Origin of the sequence: Bacillus sp. CGMCC 1.16541, assembly GCF_003184905.1 — a bacterium.
In the GTDB taxonomy this organism is placed as follows: domain Bacteria; phylum Bacillota; class Bacilli; order Bacillales; family Bacillaceae_H; genus Priestia.
The window spans coordinates 327,412-345,845 of sequence record NZ_KZ821206.1; the positions used below are offsets into that span (position 1 = coordinate 327,412).

Sequence of the window (18,434 nt, forward strand, 5' to 3'; positions counted from 1 at the left end):
AGCAAGAGGTTCTCAAACTGTTTTCAGTGTTCTATGTGACGATTAGGAGTGGCATCATTGGTTGCTTTCTTATTTGGAACTTACGGGAATATTTAAGATTTGGCCTTCTTGTATATCTTGTTCACTTTCTAACTGATTGACTCGAAGGATGGATTGTGCACTAATAGCATAACGATTAGCAATTTCATCAATTGAATCCCCAGCTTGCACAATACAAATTTTCCATCTTGTAAACTCTTCCTCTTGCTTTGAAAATAACTTCGTTAAATAGAGCGCATTTTCGCTACGTCCACTTTGTGATTCTGTTGCATCTTTACGAATTTCAATGACCATTTCGTTTTCCTTAGAAACTGGCTCTTCGATATACTCTTCTTCTCTTACATACTCCACTTCTTGATCTTCTTCTGACCAAGCGGCTGGTGCAGATACTTGATTTCTCGCTTCGAATGCAACTACATTGTCAATCAAATCTTCTGCTTTCTTTTCTTTTTTCACTTCCACCTCAAACGGTTCGTACAAATCTTCTTCCTTTTGAATCGAAGGTTCTTTGCGAGACTGATTTCCGAAAAAGGCAGAAAAATACTGCTCTTGTTTTTCTTCCTGTGCTTCTTCTTCTTCCACTTCTTCTAAAACAGGTGAATTACGATACAACGGCTCGAGTTCGTATACTTCTTCGTCTTGGACTTCCTCAAACTCTTCCTCTTCTTCTTCTGTTTCTCCCATATATTCAACGTCTAATTCTTCATACATAGGTTCTTCAATAACCTCTTCTTCATCTTCTCTTACTGTACTTTGTTGTTCTCCGTACAAACCTGTAATTGATAAGTCGGCCATCAGCTGTAAACAATTCGATGAAGGTGTTTCATAGTCAAATGACTCAATCGAAACAAATACATGTTCAATGCTTTCAATACGATTCTTTGGAATCGTAATGTCTACCGGAAATTGATGAGACATTTCAGCTACTCCATTTTCTCTCTCCTGCACGTACTGCACTTGCTTTCCACTTATATATTCGCGCAACGATTGGTCTTCGTCACCATTTTCAGCTAGCTCATATTCACCTGTTAATGTTAACGCTCCACGGATGGAAACGTATTGCTCGTATTCTTCAATTGAAACTGCAGGTTCTAAGGAGATAGACAAAAGCTGTGAAACTTCCTGTCCTTTTTGAAACCATACTGATTCTTCTACGGAAAAACGCAGACACGATAAATTATCCTGCGACAAAATATTCTCCCCCTTTCAAAACGCTTACCAATATGACAGATGTCATTAAAGATGTATGAATCAAATTCTAAGAATATGACTTTCACTTAAGAGCTCACGTTAAAATGTTGACGTATCTGTAGATGTATATGTATGCAAGTCACATCCTATTCCACTCATTTTAAACTCATAAAAAAAGCCCGTACCATTGAAGTACGAGCTTTTTCCTTATTTACGTAATGAAGCAAATGCTTTTTCAGCTGCTTCAATCGTCTGTTCAATATCTTGATCCGTATGAGCAGTTGATAAGAATAAACCTTCGAATTGAGACGGCGGTAAGAACACCCCTTGATTGGCCATTTCACGATAAAATGCTGAGAAATAGTCTAGGTTCGATGTTTTTGCCTTTTCATAGTTAACGACTTGTTCGTTTGTGAAGAAGAATCCAATCATTGAACCAGCACGATTGATGGTATGTGGAATATCATACTTTTCAGCTGCTTCATGTAAACCTTCTTGTAAACGATCCGCTTTACGAGCAAACTCTTCATATGACTGTGGTGTTAACTGTGATAATGTTTCGTACCCAGCTGTCATCGCAAGTGGATTTCCTGACAATGTACCTGCTTGATAAATCGGTCCACTCGGTGCAATCTGTTCCATGATTTCAGCTTTACCACCATATGCACCAACCGGTAATCCACCACCAATTACTTTTCCAAGACAAGTTAAGTCTGGTGTTACATTAAAATAGCCTTGTGCACAGTTATAATCAACACGGAATCCTGTCATAACTTCATCAAAAATAAGAAGTGAACCGTATTGGTTTGTAATCTCACGAAGACCTTCTAAGAAACCTGGCAGTGGAGGAACAACCCCCATATTTCCTGCTACTGGTTCTACAATTACGCCTGCAATGTCTTCACCGAACTGTTCAAATGCATACCGAATACTCTCGAGGTCGTTATAAGGTACCGTAATTGTATTTTTAGCGATTCCTTCTGGAACACCTGGACTATCAGGTAAACCTAATGTCGCCACACCAGATCCCGCTTTAATTAGTAGCGAATCACCATGTCCGTGATAGCACCCTTCAAACTTCAAGATCTTATTTCGTCCAGTATATCCACGAGCTAATCGTAGTGCACTCATCGTTGCTTCTGTACCTGAACTCACCATACGAACGACTTCAATTGAAGGTACTCGTTCAATGACAAGCTTTGCTAACTCGTTTTCAATTAACGTTGGTGCGCCAAAACTTGTACCAGATTCCGTTACTTTTTTAACGGCTTCAACAACGCGATCATTTGAATGTCCATGAATGAGCGGACCCCATGAGAGAACATAATCAATGTATTCATTACCGTCAATGTCATAAATCTTTGCACCTTTTCCGTGCGACATGAAAATAGGATCCATGTTAACTGATTTGAAGGCACGAACAGGACTATTCACGCCCCCTGGCATTAGTTGTTTCGCTTCTAAAAATGCTGCTTTTGACTTTTCATAGCTTCGCATAACGTAAGAACACTCCTTTATTACTTGTCTGTTAACCAGCGTGCTGCATCTTTTGCATGATACGTAATAATCAAATCAACACCTGCACGTTTCATGCTTGTTAATTTTTCAAGTACAATTTCTTTCTCATTGATCCAACCGTTTTGTGCTGCTGCTTTAATCATTGAATACTCACCACTGACGTTGTAAGCAACAATTGGTAGATTAAAGTTGTTTTTCACATCGCGAATAATATCTAAGTAAGAAAGAGCTGGCTTTACAATGAGAAAATCTGCTCCTTCTGCCACATCTGATTCTGCTTCGCGTAACGCTTCTAGGCGATTAGCTGGGTCCATTTGATATGTTTTGCGATCCCCAAATTTTGGTGAAGAATGTGCTGCGTCACGGAAAGGACCATAAAACGCAGAAGAATATTTCACGGCATATGACATAATTGGAATATGTTCAAATCCTGCTTCATCTAATCCCTCACGAATAGCTGCAACAAATCCATCCATCATGTTAGAAGGAGCAATAATGTCCGCTCCAGCTTTTGCCTGACTAACCGCTGTACGCGCTAGTAAATCAAGCGTAGGATCGTTTAGAATTTTACCTTCTTCAATAATGCCGCAGTGGCCATGATCTGTGTACTGACATAAACATGTATCTGCGATTAGTACAAGTTCTGGGAATGCTTCACGTAATTGACGAATGGCTTTTTGAACAATACCATGATCGTGATAAGCTTGAGAACCAACTTCATCTTTTTCAGCCGGTACACCAAACACAATAACGGACTTAATTCCTAAATCAACCGCTTCTTGGATATCATCATTCAGTAAATCGAGAGACAACTGATACACACCTGGCATAGACTGCACAGCATTGCATTTATTCTCTCCTTCTACAACAAATATCGGATAAATAAAGTCATCCGCATGTAAATGTGTTTCTCTCACTAACGCGCGCATATTTTCTGAATGACGTAAACGACGATGACGCGCAAACTCTAAATGTTTCATGTTTATTTGCCTCCTTTAATTCTCCGAACGATTAAAGATTGATACTAACATCTCTATCATACCATCTACTGTGTATGCAGTAGGAACTTCATGCTTGATGCCATATTCCAAGGCTGTTTTTGACGTAATGGGACCGATACAAACGATCAGACACTCATTTACTAGCTCTAGCCAATTAGGTACGTTTCTCATTGCTTCAACGAATGAGTCCACAGTCGACGAACTTGTAAACGTCACCGCATCAATTTTCCGTTCGATCAACAACTGAATAAGCTCTTGTTGTTTACTTTCGTTCCGCACCGTCTCATACACAATCACATCTGTTACATGGTACCCTTTCTTTTGCAATCCTTCTCGGATAACAGGACGAGCTAGATTACCTCTGATAAGTAAAACCTTTTCATTTTTATGTACATTCTCAAGTAACGAGTCTAATAATGACTCAGCTACAAATTCTTTTGGCATTAGTGTTGCCTTCACACCATACTTTTTTAATTCGTTTGCTGTTTTTTCACCTACAACTGCTATGTTTAGTTTGTTCAATTCGTCATGTTTTATCTGATAGTCATCTAACCACTTCATGAAAAAAGAAATGCCGTTTTGACTCGTAAACACAATCCATTGATACGTATGTAAATGTTTAATTGCTTCTCCAATGTGAAGTCGGTTCCCTTCTGCACGCTTAAATGTTAACAAGGGAATATGAATGGGTATCCCCCCAAGCTCTTCAAGTTTGGTTGAAAAGGAATGAGCTTGACGAGATGACCGTGTCACTAAAATGTTTTTCAAAAAAAGAGGAGCACGATGACTCATCACTTGTCAAGCTCCTCTTTCACACGATCAATTAGTTGTTTTCCACCTTGTTCTGTTAATTGTTTCGCAGCTTCATATCCAAGTTCAATTGGATTTTTACCTGTGAGCTTTTCTTTATACACAGTTTGTCCATCTGGAGAAGCAACAAGAGCTGTTAACTCAATTTCTTCATCGTTTACAAAGCGCCCATACCCGGCAATCGGCACTTGACAGCCACCTTCCATTTTATGAAGGAATGCACGTTCAGCCGTCACAACCGCATTTGTGTTCGGATGATTGAACCCTTGAAGCAAGCTTAATAAATCCTTATCATCTTCACGGCACTCAATCGCTAATGCTCCTTGACCAACTGCTGGCACACTTAATTCTGCATCTAAGTATTGTGTCACTGTATCTTTTGACCATCCCATACGAGATAATCCTGCTGCTGCTAGAATAATGGCATCGTATTCTTCATTTTTCAACTTTTCTAAACGAGTATCAATGTTTCCACGAATCCATTTAATTTCAATATCAGAACGTTTTGCTAAAAGTTGTGCACTTCTTCGCAAACTACTCGTTCCAATGACTGAACCGCTTGGCAGCTCTTCAAACGTTTTCCCCGTTTTTGAAATTAACACATCTCGGTGATCTTCTCGATCCGGAATACAACCGATTGTTAAACCGTCAGGAAGAACAGCCGGCATGTCTTTCATACTATGAACAGCCATATCAATCTCTTTGTTTAACATCGCTTGTTCAATCTCTTTGACAAATAACCCTTTTCCACCAACTTTTGATAGGGTCACATCTAAAATTTGATCACCTTTTGTCACGATTTCCCTCACTTCAAACTCATAAGGAAGGCCTTGCTTCTTTAATTGATCAATTACCCAGTTTGTTTGCGTTAAAGCTAATTTACTTCGACGAGAGCCGACAATGATTTTTCGCATGATGTATCCTCCTACTACGAATCCCAAAAGTGAAAGTTTGATAAACTTCCAAATAAGAAAAAGTTAATCAGTACTATTAAAAATAAGCCAATATTCCAAGTTGCAATGGCTTTGCCTTGTATCCCTTTTCGTAAGCGTACATAAAGATAGGCGCTATACGCAATCAAAACAAAAAAAGACCCCAATACTTTTGTATCATACCAATGAAAATTCACAACTTTAATATAAGCCCAAATCAATCCTAAAATAAGCGATAATAATAAAAGAGGAATTCCCATCACAATGAGAACGTAAGCCATATAATCAAGCTTTGTTAAGTCCTCGATTCGTAATAGGTGCTTTCCCCATTTTTTCTTTTTTAATAAATGATATTGAACTAAGTATAGTGCTGAAAACGCGAACGATATCGAAAAAGCTCCATACGATAAAATTGCCATCGTAATGTGAATGATTAACAACTCAGATACCACTTGTTCAGCTTCTACCGACGTTGGATATTGCATCGGCGCAAACGTATGAATCGCCATAATTAAAAATCCAAGTACGTTTGTGAAAAAAACGATAAAGTCTACACGCAAGAGTCGATTAATTACAAGAGAGAGCGTAATCAATACCCACGCATAAAAATAAAGACCCTCAAAGATTGTTAAAATTGGAAACCTTCCTGTTGTAAACATTCGCGAAATTAAAAAGATCGTTTGTAGCGTCCACACAATAGAAAGTAACCAGAAGGCTATTTTGTTCGCCTTCCGGTTATGTTGGACAAAATCAATAAAATATAATAACACGCTAGCCGCGTATAAAATAACGATAAGTTCATAAATCCTGGTCAACTGAATATCAACCATATATCAATCCCCACTTATGATTCATAAGCTATTTTGTAAGCTGATTCTGGTTGTTCTTGATTGTGATGTCTATGTTGATCTGCTTTAACAGCTTCTTCAATATCAAAGATTCTCATAAATAGGTCAAGAGATTCCTGAGCATTAGGCTCTCCTGCTAATTCTTTCGCATGTAAAATCGGGTCACGCAACAACTGGTTAATAATGCTTTTTGTATGCTTATTAAGAACTTTTCTTTCACGTTCTGATAAACTTGGAAGCTTACGTTCAATGCTTTTCATCGTATCTGCTTGAATCGCAAGTGCTTTTTCACGAAGAGCCGAAATAACAGGAACAACACCTAATGTATTAATCCATCGTTTAAAGTCAACCACTTCTGCTTCAACCATTATCTCAATTTGTTCCGCTGCTCTTTTACGTTCTTGAAGGTTTGCTTCGACAATCCCTTCTAGATCATCTATATCATATAAAAACACGCTATCTAACTGTGCTAACGCTGGATCAAGGTCACGAGGTACAGCAATGTCTACCATAAAAAGAGGACGCCCTTTTCGCATACGCTCTACATGTACCATCATATCCTTTGTTACCACAAAGTCTTTTGCACCTGTTGAACTAATTAAAATATCGGCTTCAATTAATGCACATTGAAGTTCTGCTAATTGCTTGGCTTCACCTGAAAATCGACTTGCGAGCTGCTGAGCCTTTTCAAATGTACGATTGATAACGGTTACCTTTTTCGCACCGCTGCCATATAAATTCTTCGCCGCTAGCTCACCCATCTTACCTGCACCGAGAATTAAGATGTTTTTAGATGTTAAATCCCCAAAAATCTTTTTGGCTAATTCAACCGCTGCATAACTCACCGATACAGCATTTGCACCAATTTCTGTTTCATGATGTGCTCGTTTTGCTAGGGTCACAGCTTGTTTAAATAATTGATTAAATACGGTTCCTACCGCCCCTTGTTCTTGAGCAAGCAAAAAGCTAGAACGCACTTGTCCTAAGATTTGTGTTTCTCCCAATACCATTGAGTCTAACCCGCAAGAAACACGGTACAAATGTTCCATCGCACCGTCATCTTCATAGATATTTAAAAAAGGCGAGAAATCATTTTTATCTAATTGAAACCACTCTGCTAAAAAGGCTTTAATGTAGTAACGACCTGTGTGTAATTGATCAACAACGGCATAAATTTCCGTACGGTTGCACGTTGAAACAATGACATTTTCTAGAATGCTTTTTTGATGACTTAAAGCTTTCATAGCAGATGGTAACTCATGTTCATTAAAGCTAAGCTTTTCTCTTATTTCAACAGGGGCTGTTCGATAATTTAAGCCGACTGCTATAATATGCACTTGTTACATACCCCCTACAATCAAAATTTACTCAAATCCCTTTATCTATTATAACATGTTTCTTTCGTAGGACTAAAAAAAAGTTTGAACAGTATTTGACATCCTGTGTTAAGATTGATTTTGTAAAATAAGCAACAACACATGACTTGCTAAAAGGCAAAATAGTCATTATCATTCATAAAGTAAGTTATCAAAAAAGCAGTTACACAGCAAGTTTCCTGTTTTTGTCTACCAGGAGGTTACGATGAAGAAACAAGCAATGTTTTTTGGTGTATTATTAGTAGGATTTGGACTCTTTTTTCTTTTAGCTGAATTAAATGTCGAGATTGCATCAAAATTGCATACATGGCCCACTGTTATGCTTTTGATTGGCTTAGCCTTGCTTGCTCAAGCTCGTGCATCTCAAGATCATTCAGGATTATTAGCAGGTTATATCCTTTTGACACTAGGTATCCACTTTATAGCTGTTAACGTCCTATCATTTTGGCCTGCTCATACCGGTATGATCCCGTTTATGATTTCAATCAGTTTTTTACTTAGCTCCCGACAGTTAAAATCTGGATTGCTACAAGGGACTGTATTATTACTTGCTGCTTTTACAATGATGTTTTCAGAACGAATTAAGCAATGGACAAGCATGGTAGAAGATAATGCTGCTTATTTACTAAATTTTTGGCCTGTTTCATTGCTACTTATTGGCTTATACTTATTATTTTTCAAAAAAAAGTAAACTATGTAAAAAACTGATCGAAAGTTGTACATACGATTTAAATGTAGGTTTACCTTCAGTACATATTCAAAAAAGCATTGAGGCAATCGCCTCAATGCTTTTTTCTTACATGAATCGCTGTAAAGCTCCCCACGCCTTCTCTTTTCCTTGCCCTGTTTCAGAAGAAAACGTAATAATTTGATCTTCTGGCTGAAGTTGTAATGTTTCTTTTGTTACCTTTACGTGCTTTTCCCATTTTCCTTTTGGGATTTTATCTGCTTTTGTTGCAACGACAATGACTGGAATGTTGTAATGCTTTAAAAAGTCATACATCATTACATCATCATTCGTTGGTGGGTGACGTAAATCAACGATAAGCAAAACAGCTCTTAACTGTTCACGTTGCGTTAAATACGTTTCAATCATCTTCCCCCACGCTTCACGCTCCTTTTTAGATACTTTTGCAAATCCGTATCCAGGAACATCAACAAAGTGAACCGATTCATTAATAATATAAAAATTTAACGTTTGGGTTTTACCTGGCTTAGAAGACGTTCGAGCTAAGCTTTTACGATTAATCATTTTATTAATAAATGACGATTTCCCAACGTTTGAGCGTCCTGCAAGCGCAAATTCCGGGAAGTTTTCCGCTGGATATTGCTCTGGCTTTACCGCACTAATAACAATGTCTGCTTGAGTTACTTTCATTTTTTCTCTCCTACTAATGCATGTTTCAGTACTTCATCTATATGAGATACTAACACGATGTCAAGTTCATGTTGAATACTTTCTGGTATATCTTCAATATCTTTTTCATTTTCACTTGGGATAATGATTTTCGTTAATCCGGCACGATGAGCACTCAATGACTTCTCTTTCAAACCACCAATTGGTAACACGCGACCTCTTAATGTAATTTCGCCTGTCATCCCCACTTCTTTTCGAATTGGGCGGTTTGTTAATGCAGAAATAAGCGCTGTTGCCATTGTGATTCCAGCTGATGGTCCGTCTTTCGGAACAGCACCTTCTGGAACATGAATATGAATATCATTTTTTTCATGGAAATTTCCATCAACGCCTAACTGTTGGGCATTAGATCGGATGTAACTAAATGCAGCTTGCGCCGACTCTTTCATCACATCTCCAAGCTTTCCTGTTAACACTAACTTTCCTTTTCCTGGTGATAGACTCACTTCAATCGCCAGTGTATCTCCACCGACTGCAGTATAAGCAAGCCCTGTTGCCACACCAACTTGGTCTTCTGATTCCGCTTGTCCGTAACGATATCTTGGTTTTCCTAAAAATTCTTCAAGATTTTTTTCTGTTACAACAACTCGTTTCTTTTGACCTGATACAACCATACGAGCGGCTTTGCGGCAAACGGATGCAATTTCACGCTCCAAATTACGAACACCAGCTTCTCTTGTATAAAGACGAATCAACGCCATCATCGCATCGTCACGAATTTGAAGATGCGACTTTTGGAGTCCGTGATTTTCTAACTGTTTTGGAGCCAAATGCCTTTTTGCAATTTCTAACTTCTCTACTTCTGTGTAACCTGCAATATTGATAATTTCCATACGATCGCGTAACGGACCTGGTATCGTCGCTAAATTGTTTGCTGTTGCAACAAACATGACTTTTGATAAATCGTAGGACTCTTCAATATAATGATCGCTAAATGTATGGTTTTGCTCTGGATCTAATACCTCTAATAGTGCTGCTGAAGGATCGCCACGGAAGTCGTTTGACATTTTGTCAATCTCATCTAGTAAAAAGACAGGGTTAATCGTTCCTGCTTTTTTCATCCCTTGAATAATACGCCCTGGCATTGCTCCTACGTACGTTCGTCGGTGTCCTCTAATTTCAGACTCATCACGCACGCCACCTAATGAGACACGCACGAAATGACGATTTAATGATGTGGCAATTGATTTAGCTAAAGACGTTTTACCTACACCCGGAGGACCAGCTAAGCAAAGAATAGGACCTTTTAAGGACTTCGTTAACTGTTGAACAGCTAAATACTCCAATACACGTTCTTTTACTTTTTCTAATCCGTAATGTTCATCATCTAAAATTTTCTCAGCGCGATTCACATCTAACATATCTTCTGTTTCTTTCGTCCAAGGAACAGAGATTAACCATTCAATGTAGTTACGGATCACGGAACTTTCAGCTGAACTTGCTGGTACTTTTTCATATCGTTCAAGCTCTTTTAGCGCAGCTGCTTCTACGTTTTCGGGCATACCAACAGCTTCGATTTTTTCACGAAGCGTCGCCACTTCACCCGTTTTTCCTTCCTTATCGCCTAGTTCTTTTTGAATGGCTTTCATTTGTTCGCGTAAATAGTACTCTTTTTGCGTGCGTTCCATTGATTTCTTCACGCGCTGACCAATTTTCTTTTCTAATTGCATCACTTCTTTTTCATTGTGAATATATCCAATGACTTTGTTCAGACGTTCTTTAACATCGTTGATTTCAAGAACCTCTTGCTTTTGATTTACTTTAATGGGTAGATGCGAAGAAACAATATCAGCCAAACGACCTGGTTCTTCAATATCAGTAACAGTTGAGAACGTCTCTACTGAAATTTTCTTTGATAACTTTATGTATTGCTCAAAATAATCTAGAAGCGTTCTCATTAGCGCCTTGTCTTCAAGATCCGCTTCTTCTTCTGTCTCATAAGTTTCAATTTCTACCGTAAAAAATTCCTCTTCCTCAAATCGTTTTACGCTAGCACGCTTTAAGCCTTCAACAAGCACACGACTTGTGCCATTTGGCAGCTTCAGCATTTGCTTAATTTTTGCCAGTGTTCCAACGCTATATAAATCTTGCTCTGTTGGCTCATCAATTGACATATCTTTTTGAGTTACAAGGCAAATAAGATGGTCCTCTACCATCGCTTTCTCTAAAGCTTGTATCGATTTATCGCGTCCAACATCTAAGTGCAATACCATCGTTGGATAAACGAGTAAACCACGCAGCGGGAGGAGGGGAACGATCATTTTTTCTTTATTCGTCATCTAACGAACACCTCCAATGTTCATCTTGTAAAATATGTACAGTGTTAAGTCTTTTTACAATTCTATCTTATTTGTAAGTACATGTCTAATGATAGTAATTATTTATTATAGCATAGACAACTTGAAACATTGCATGGAAAATCGCCCTTTTCCGAAAATGATTTGGTTGTGGAAAAGGACGACTTCATTACAGTGATTCTGTTTTAGGCAATGCCTTTTTCGCTGTTACATTTATTAGATGTTCTTCAAGTGCTAAGAATGCGGTATCAAACACTTCATTTAATTTTGTCACTGCTACAACGTTGATTCCTTTTATCTCATTCACAACTGAACTAAGATTTTCATGAGGAATAATGACTGTTTTCACACCTGCTTGCTTAGCTGCTTTAATCTTAGGAACCACACCACCAATTGGCTTTACATTTCCGTGAAGTCCAATTTCACCAGTCATCGCAATCGTATGCTTAACAGGTATTTCATAAATAGCAGAGTAAATCCCCGTTGCCATTGTAATACCTGCCGATGGTCCATCGATTGGTACACCACCTGGAAAATTCACATGAATGTCGAATTCGTCAGCTGGTACTCCCATTGAACGTAATACTGTGATAACATTTTCAACCGAGCTTCGTGCCATACTTTTTCGTCGAACAGATTTCCCTCGATCTCCAATGCTTTCTTCTTCCACAATACCTGTTATCGTAATGCTACCTTTTTCTTTTGCTTTAATCGCTGTTACTTCAATCTCAAGTAATGCTCCAGAATTTGGTCCATATACTGCTAAACCATTGACCACTCCAACGCCTTCTTGCTCAGGGATTTTCGGCTCATTTCGTGGTGTAAGCTGACTAGAATGAATGACCCATTCAATATCTTCGTTTTTTATGTGCGTTCGATCTTCTGAAATAGCTAATCCCGCAGCAATTTGCATCATGTTTACAGCTTCACGACCATTACGCGCATATGTAGATAAAACGTCCACTCCCTTATCTGGCACATCCATATTGATTTTGTTAGCCGCTTTTTTAGCAATAATAGTAATTTCATCTTTATCTAACTCTCTAAAAAAGACTTCTAAACAGCGCGAACGAATTGCAGGTGGAATTTCATTTGGCGTTCTTGTTGTAGCGCCAATTAAGCGAAAATCTGCTGGAAGTCCGTTTTGAAACATATCATGAATGTGTGTAGGAATTTGTGTATTCTCTTCACTATAATACGCACTCTCCATAAAGACTTTGCGATCTTCTAACACCTTTAATAGCTTATTCATTTGAATTGGATGTAATTCTCCAATTTCATCAATAAATAAAATCCCACCGTGAGCATGAGTAACCGCTCCCTGCTTTGGTTGAGGGATACCTGCTTGTCCCATTGCCCCCGCCCCTTGATAAATAGGATCATGAACAGAACCAATGAGTGGATCAGCAATTCCTCTTTCATCAAATCGTGCTGTTGTTGCATCTAACTCAACAAACACCGCTCCAGGCTTGAACGGAGACTTTTGATTTCTTTTCGCTTCCTCTAACACTAAACGAGCTGCTGCTGTTTTTCCTACTCCAGGTGGTCCGTAGATAATCACATGCTGAGGGTTAGGCCCGCATAACGCAGCTTTTAATGAACGAATGCCATCCTCTTGACCAACAATGTCTTTGAAACTGATTGGGCGTACTTTCTCGGCTAGTGGCTCTGTTAATGAAATGGACCGTAATTTACGAAGTTGTTCCATTTCTTTCTTTGATTCTCGATCAATGGATACCTTTTGGGTGCGCTGATTACGAAGTAAATTCCAAAAGTACAACCCAATGATAATCCCGAAAAACAGCTGTATAATTAAAGCGATATTCATCCAATTCATAAAGAACCTCCTGCACTCTTTTTGTGAGATAATTATTTGTTATTATCTCCCTGCAGGACTAGGAATAAACATCTGTCGTCATGATTTCTCTTTTACAAGCCATGTAAAAAATGGCAAGTATGATACGGCATATGTCTGTTATTTTGATTGTCACTTCTAAAAAAAGAGCAAAAAACAACCCTTCAAAGGAAGGGTTGTTTTAATTATGCAGATGTTTTACTGCCTTCTTCAACTGTTGAACCGTCTTGTAAAACAAGTTTTGGTGCTGCTTGGTCACGAACCGTTTCAGCTGTAATGATACATTTTACAATATCATCACGAGAAGGAAGATCAAACATTACATCAAGCATAATGCCTTCAATAATGGAACGCAAACCACGTGCTCCCGTTTTACGCTCAATTGCTTTCTTCGAAATCTCAGCTAATGCACCTTGTTCAAACTCAAGTTCCACATTATCAAGTTCAAGCATTTTTTGATATTGCTTCACTAATGCATTTTTCGGTTTTGTTAAGATTTCAATTAACGCATCTTCATCTAATTGCTCAAGATTTGCAATCACTGGTAAACGCCCGATAAACTCAGGGATTAAACCAAATTTAAGTAAATCTTCAGGCAACACTTTTGATAAAAGCTCTTTATCGTTAATATCTTCTTTTTTCACATCTGAACCAAATCCGATAACCTTTTTACCTAAGCGACGCTTAATAATTGGCTCGATTCCATCAAATGCCCCACCACAAATAAATAAAATATTTGTGGTGTCAATTTGAATAAACTCTTGATGCGGATGCTTTCTTCCACCTTGTGGGGGAACACTTGCAACTGTTCCTTCAAGAATTTTTAATAATGCTTGTTGAACACCCTCACCTGATACATCGCGAGTAATAGAAGGATTTTCAGATTTACGTGCTACTTTATCAATTTCATCGATGTAAATGATTCCTTTTTCTGCTTTCTCCACATCATAATCTGCAGCTTGGATTAGTTTAAGTAAGATATTCTCAACATCTTCCCCTACATATCCTGCTTCCGTTAATGATGTTGCATCTGCAATAGCAAAAGGTACATTTAAAATACGCGCTAATGTTTGTGCTAGTAATGTTTTACCACTACCTGTTGGCCCAATCATTGCAATGTTACTTTTAGATAGCTCAACATCATCAATTTTACTATTCGAATTGATGCGTTTGTAATGATTATATACAGCAACAGACAATGCTTTTTTCGCAGCGTCTTGACCAATCACATATTCATTTAGAATTTCGCGAATTTCTTGTGGCTTTGGTACATCTTTGAATTCAACTTCTTCTTCTGTACCTAGTTCTTCTTCAACGATTTCCGTACAAAGTTCGATACACTCGTCACAAATATAGACGCCTGGGCCTGCTACTAACTTGCGGACTTGATCTTGTGTCTTACCGCAAAACGAACATTTAAGTTGCCCTTTTTCATCGTTAAATTTAAACATACTTTCACCCCTTGTAGTATTTACTAAAATGCTTAAACTAAAGTCCCATCCAGTGTAAAGGCCAATAAAATAACGGCTTATTTATCTGCAGGTAAAAAGTGGCTTATATTTTCATATTTGTTTATATTTCCGTGTAGATGAAAATATTTGTATTGCATTTTACCATACATCGTAGAGAATAGATACTAAAAACGCTTATGTATAAATCATCACCTTTAAAGGGTGATGGCGATGCTGATATTATGTAGTGTTATCCTTATTGGCTTTCTTCATAACAACGGATGGTAAACAACAGTTTCCAAAAGGTAGCCTTCATTATGTAGTTACGATGCTATGAATGTTCTTAATTGTATAAAACAAGGCACGATCAATTCGCGCCTTGTTCCTTATTAATTATTATGCAACAGTTTTGCTATTCTCTACAAGAAATTCAACTGCTTTACGAACTTTCATATCTTCTTTGATGCCTTCTAGGCTACCAAGCATTTGCTTTAAGTTTTCGACAGGTGTATTGTACATTCCTGCCATGTTTTCTAATTCTTTTTCTACTTCTTCATCTGTTACTTCAAGATTTTCAGCTTTTGCGATTGCTTCTAATGTTAAGTTCATTTTCACACGCTTTTCAGCATCTGGACGCATTTGATCGCGAAGAGCTTTTTCATCTTGACCTGAGAATTGGAAGTATAACTCAAGGTTTAGACCTTGCATTTGTAAACGTTGTTCGAATTCTTGCATCATGCGATCCATTTCTGTATCGTACATTGCTGCAGGAATTTCTACTTCTGCGTTTTCAGTTGCTTTGTCTACTAATGAATCACGAAGAGCTGAGTCAGCTTCACGTGTCTTTTCACTTTGTAGTGTTTCTTTAGTTTTTGCTTTTAATGCATCAAGAGTTTCTACTTCTTCATCTACGTCTTTTGCAAACTCATCATCTAAAGTAGGAAGTTCTTTTGTTTTTACTTCATGAACTTTCACTTTGAATGTAGCAGCTTTACCAGCTAGGTTTTCTGCATGGTACTCTTCAGGGAATGTTACTTCTACTTCTTTCTCCGTACCAACAGCTTCACCTACTAATTGCTCTTCAAACCCTGGAATGAATGTGCCAGAACCGATTTCTAATGAGTAGTTTTCGCCTTTTCCACCTTCGAATGCTTCGCCATCAACGAATCCTTCGAAGTCGATTACAGCTGTATCACCGTTCTCGATGTTACCTTCTTCTTTTACAACTAGCTCAGCATGACGCTCTTGAAGCTTCTTTAATTCTGCTTCTACATCTTCATCTGTTACAGTTGCATCAATTTTCTCAACTTCTAGGTTTTTGTATTCGCCTAATTTCACTTCAGGCTTTACTGTTACTTTTGCAGTGAATACAAGTGTTTGACCTTTTTCGATTGTTTCAATATCAATTTCCGGACGATCAACTGGTTGAATACCAGCTTCTTCAACCGCTTGGCTATACGCTTCTGGTAATAAGATGTCTAATGCATCTTGGTATAAAGATTCAACACCGAAACGCTTTTCAAACATTGCACGAGGCATTTTACCTTTACGGAATCCAGGTACGTTTACCTTTGTTACAACTTTTTTAAATGCTTTATCTAAAGCTTCATCAAATTGAGCCGCTTCAACCTCAACTGTTAAAACGCCTTGATTGCCTTCTTGTTTTTCCCACTTAGCAGACATGTATGTTTCCCTCCAAAATCAATTTAAATAGTCACCTCTACTAAATATAGTAGTAGGGCCAGTAGTGTAAACAGATACTGAAAATGCTTGTCCGTTTCGAACAAACCATTCTCTATCTAATTTCCTACTTTTAAAAATATGTAGGAATAGAATATAAATTGAATGACTTACCTTAGTAGGTAATGTGCATTTTACAACCACTATATTATACCATACAATACTAACGTTTCAACTAAACAAGCCATTTTACAAAAAAGAAATTTCTTCAAGTTCTTGAATGTCCACTACCACTTGCTTCAAAATTGAAGCACTTACACCGTATCGCTCGCCTATTTCTTCTATATCAATCTCTTCACCTTGTAACTGACGCGATAAATAGTCGATACTTGCTGTTAGTAGCTGTTCCTCTTGTTGAATAGGTAGAAACGGAAACAAAATAAAGAGATGACGGTGCCATAATTCAACCGCTATTTCTAGTAACATCGGATTATCTTGTTCGAGTTTTTCTTTTAATTGCATTTCAACTCGGATTGAGAGTGGATAAGGCATAAGTTCATTTAAATGAAGAGGATTAACCGTCATCTTCCTATCAAACTTCGTTACCTGAAAGTCAATATCCACTTTTTCTTCCATTAATATTTTGACAGCCAACGTTTTAACCACTGGATGAATATGCTGATGCGCTAATAATTCTTTTAGAAACAATAGATGTTTTTCAATTCGAACATGCTTCAGTGACTGTACCGTTTCAATCTGCTTATGAAGATCATCTTCTGCTAATAGCGCTTCTAATTGTTCAAGTTGTTCCTCTTCGTCTTGATAAATAGGAACTTCTTCATGGATGCGCGTTTTACAAAATTGTAGCAATCGGTAAAATTGCTCAGCATGTTCAACTGGTAATTGTCCTTCTTGAATTACAGCTTCGAGCATGTCATATCCTTCTTCATATTCACCTAGTTGAATTAAAATCATTAAATGCACCTGCAAATTATGATAATAGTCTCCTACGTCTTCTTGCAGCATCTTTTTACTATATTGCTTCGCTTCTTCTAATTCGTTTAACTCAAAGTAGGAGATGACTAATCCTAACAGTGCTTCTGCATTTAATTCATCTAGTTCATATGCTTGTAAAAATAAAGGTAATGCCTCATGAAACTGTTTCTGCTGCATGTGTTCAGTAGCTTTTTCAATCAGTCGACTTTCTAAATTCGGAAACGCTACAACTTTCTTTGAATGTTTTTTGTTCATCATGTTTCCCCGCTTCACCATGCATTTGCTTTACAGTTTAGCAAGTTGTTTTCTGAAACACAAGAAATCACACAAAGAAGAAGGCTGACTCTAAAAGGTTTGTAAGCACCTATCTGAGTCAGCCTTCAACACTTTTATCCATACCCATTCACTCACATATGGTTAAACATACTGCGTTACTCTTTTCTCATACTCATCAATTTCATTCACAAATGACAACGTATAGCCAATTTCATCCCATCCGTTTAACAGCATGTTTTTAAAATGACCATGAATATCAAATGTACGCTTAAAGCCCTTTTCATCTTGAAGCGTTTGTTCATATAAATTAATCGTACATTCGTAGTCTGCTTTCTTCGATTCTTCCAAAAGGTATTCGATATCTTCAAGTGGCAGTACGATAGGAAGCATCCCATTTTTTAAGCAGTTTTGTTTAAATATATCTGCAAAGGATGGCGCAATGACGACTTGAAATCCATAGTCAAGTAACGACCACGGCGCATGTTCCCTTGAAGATCCACAGCCGAAGTTTTCATTCGCTACTAAAATCGTCGTTCCTTGATTTTCAGGCGCATTAAGCTCAAATGATTCATTTAATGAACCGTCTGCATGATAACGCCAGTCATAAAATAAAAACTGTCCAAACCCTGTTCGCTCGATGCGTTTTAAAAACTGCTTCGGAATGATTTGATCTGTATCCACGTTGGCACGATCTAATCCCGCTACTTTTCCTTTATGAATCGTAAATGCATTCATGATAAAACCTCC

The 18,434-nt window shown here is 37.9% G+C and carries 15 protein-coding genes; 1 reads left to right on the plus strand and 14 read right to left on the minus strand.

The window, feature by feature from the left end; genetic code table 11:
• Positions 1-69 precede the first annotated feature (69 nt).
• From spoVID to hemA, 7 genes are all read right to left on the minus strand, one after another.
• The gene (gene spoVID, locus DIS06_RS01710) at positions 70-1,230 is read right to left on the minus strand and encodes a stage VI sporulation protein D (protein ID WP_110111512.1); all 1,161 of its coding nucleotides are present in this window, start codon (positions 1,228-1,230) and stop codon (positions 70-72) included.
• A 207-nt stretch (positions 1,231-1,437) separates the two neighbouring features.
• On the minus strand, positions 1,438-2,727 hold the full coding sequence (hemL, locus tag DIS06_RS01715) for a glutamate-1-semialdehyde 2,1-aminomutase (protein WP_110111513.1): 1,290 nt from the start codon (positions 2,725-2,727) through the stop codon (positions 1,438-1,440).
• Positions 2,728-2,747: 20 nt separating this feature from the next.
• The gene (hemB, locus tag DIS06_RS01720; RefSeq protein WP_110111514.1) at positions 2,748-3,728 is read right to left on the minus strand and encodes a porphobilinogen synthase; all 981 of its coding nucleotides are present in this window, start codon (positions 3,726-3,728) and stop codon (positions 2,748-2,750) included.
• 15 nt (positions 3,729-3,743) lie between these two features.
• Positions 3,744-4,541 carry a uroporphyrinogen-III synthase gene (locus DIS06_RS01725; protein WP_110111515.1) on the minus strand — a complete coding sequence of 266 codons (798 nt, stop codon included), beginning with the start codon at positions 4,539-4,541 and terminating at the stop codon, positions 3,744-3,746.
• A complete protein-coding gene (hemC, locus tag DIS06_RS01730; RefSeq protein WP_110111516.1) occupies positions 4,541-5,473 on the minus strand; it encodes a hydroxymethylbilane synthase in 933 nt (310 codons plus the stop codon). Before hemC ends, DIS06_RS01725 begins: the two co-directional genes overlap by 1 nt.
• A 14-nt stretch (positions 5,474-5,487) precedes the next feature.
• Positions 5,488-6,321 (minus strand): cytochrome C assembly family protein, encoded by an 834-nt coding sequence (locus DIS06_RS01735; protein WP_110111517.1) that lies wholly within the window; start codon positions 6,319-6,321, stop codon positions 5,488-5,490.
• A gap of 14 nt (positions 6,322-6,335) precedes the next feature.
• Positions 6,336-7,676, minus strand: a complete 1,341-nt coding sequence (gene hemA / locus DIS06_RS01740; protein ID WP_110111518.1) for a glutamyl-tRNA reductase — start codon at positions 7,674-7,676, stop codon at positions 6,336-6,338.
• Between the two features lie 244 nt (positions 7,677-7,920).
• On the opposite strand from hemA, the gene DIS06_RS01745 reads away from it, so the two are divergent.
• A complete protein-coding gene (locus DIS06_RS01745; protein ID WP_110111519.1) occupies positions 7,921-8,406 on the plus strand; it encodes a LiaF transmembrane domain-containing protein in 486 nt (161 codons plus the stop codon).
• Between the two features lie 105 nt (positions 8,407-8,511).
• Here DIS06_RS01745 and yihA read toward each other — a convergent pair whose 3' ends face one another.
• The 7 genes from yihA to leuD all read right to left on the minus strand — a co-directional run bounded on the left by yihA (position 8,512) and on the right by leuD (position 18,422).
• Entirely contained in the window at positions 8,512-9,093 is a 582-nt protein-coding gene (gene yihA / locus DIS06_RS01750; protein ID WP_110111520.1) for a ribosome biogenesis GTP-binding protein YihA/YsxC, read from the minus strand.
• Complete coding sequence (gene lon / locus DIS06_RS01755) at positions 9,090-11,411, minus strand: endopeptidase La (RefSeq protein ID WP_110111521.1); 2,322 nt, start codon at positions 11,409-11,411, stop codon at positions 9,090-9,092. Before lon ends, yihA begins: the two co-directional genes overlap by 4 nt.
• Positions 11,412-11,598: 187 nt before the next feature.
• Positions 11,599-13,266 (minus strand): ATP-dependent protease LonB, encoded by a 1,668-nt coding sequence (gene lonB, locus DIS06_RS01760; RefSeq protein WP_110111522.1) that lies wholly within the window; start codon positions 13,264-13,266, stop codon positions 11,599-11,601.
• Between the two features lie 203 nt (positions 13,267-13,469).
• The gene (gene clpX, locus DIS06_RS01765; RefSeq protein ID WP_110111523.1) at positions 13,470-14,735 is read right to left on the minus strand and encodes an ATP-dependent protease ATP-binding subunit ClpX; all 1,266 of its coding nucleotides are present in this window, start codon (positions 14,733-14,735) and stop codon (positions 13,470-13,472) included.
• Positions 14,736-15,131: 396 nt separating this feature from the next.
• Positions 15,132-16,418, minus strand: a complete 1,287-nt coding sequence (gene tig, locus DIS06_RS01770; protein WP_110111524.1) for a trigger factor — start codon at positions 16,416-16,418, stop codon at positions 15,132-15,134.
• Positions 16,419-16,664: 246 nt separating this feature from the next.
• Positions 16,665-17,666: a tetratricopeptide repeat protein gene (locus DIS06_RS01775; protein ID WP_110111525.1), complete on the minus strand. Its 1,002-nt coding sequence runs from the start codon at positions 17,664-17,666 to the stop codon at positions 16,665-16,667.
• Positions 17,667-17,828: 162 nt separating this feature from the next.
• Complete coding sequence (leuD, locus tag DIS06_RS01780; protein WP_110111526.1) at positions 17,829-18,422, minus strand: 3-isopropylmalate dehydratase small subunit; 594 nt, start codon at positions 18,420-18,422, stop codon at positions 17,829-17,831.
• Between the last annotated feature and the right edge of the window lie 12 nt (positions 18,423-18,434).

Bases quoted from the DNA above. Each gene is read 5' to 3' on its own strand.
- DIS06_RS01775 (WP_110111525.1), bottom strand. From the start codon at position 17,666: ATGAACAAAAAACATTCAAAGAAAGTTGTAGCGTTTCCGAATTTAGAA.
- clpX (WP_110111523.1), bottom strand. From the start codon at position 14,735: ATGTTTAAATTTAACGATGAAAAAGGGCAACTTAAATGTTCGTTTTGC.
- DIS06_RS01735 (WP_110111517.1), bottom strand. From the start codon at position 6,321: ATGGTTGATATTCAGTTGACCAGGATTTATGAACTTATCGTTATTTTA.
- hemL (WP_110111513.1), bottom strand. From the start codon at position 2,727: ATGCGAAGCTATGAAAAGTCAAAAGCAGCATTTTTAGAAGCGAAACAA.
- lonB (WP_110111522.1), bottom strand. From the start codon at position 13,266: ATGAATTGGATGAATATCGCTTTAATTATACAGCTGTTTTTCGGGATT.
- DIS06_RS01745 (WP_110111519.1), top strand. From the start codon at position 7,921: ATGAAGAAACAAGCAATGTTTTTTGGTGTATTATTAGTAGGATTTGGA.
- DIS06_RS01725 (WP_110111515.1), bottom strand. From the start codon at position 4,541: ATGAGTCATCGTGCTCCTCTTTTTTTGAAAAACATTTTAGTGACACGG.
- yihA (WP_110111520.1), bottom strand. From the start codon at position 9,093: ATGAAAGTAACTCAAGCAGACATTGTTATTAGTGCGGTAAAGCCAGAG.
- hemB (WP_110111514.1), bottom strand. From the start codon at position 3,728: ATGAAACATTTAGAGTTTGCGCGTCATCGTCGTTTACGTCATTCAGAA.
- hemC (WP_110111516.1), bottom strand. From the start codon at position 5,473: ATGCGAAAAATCATTGTCGGCTCTCGTCGAAGTAAATTAGCTTTAACG.
- lon (WP_110111521.1), bottom strand. From the start codon at position 11,411: ATGACGAATAAAGAAAAAATGATCGTTCCCCTCCTCCCGCTGCGTGGT.
- tig (WP_110111524.1), bottom strand. From the start codon at position 16,418: ATGTCTGCTAAGTGGGAAAAACAAGAAGGCAATCAAGGCGTTTTAACA.
- leuD (WP_110111526.1), bottom strand. From the start codon at position 18,422: ATGAATGCATTTACGATTCATAAAGGAAAAGTAGCGGGATTAGATCGT.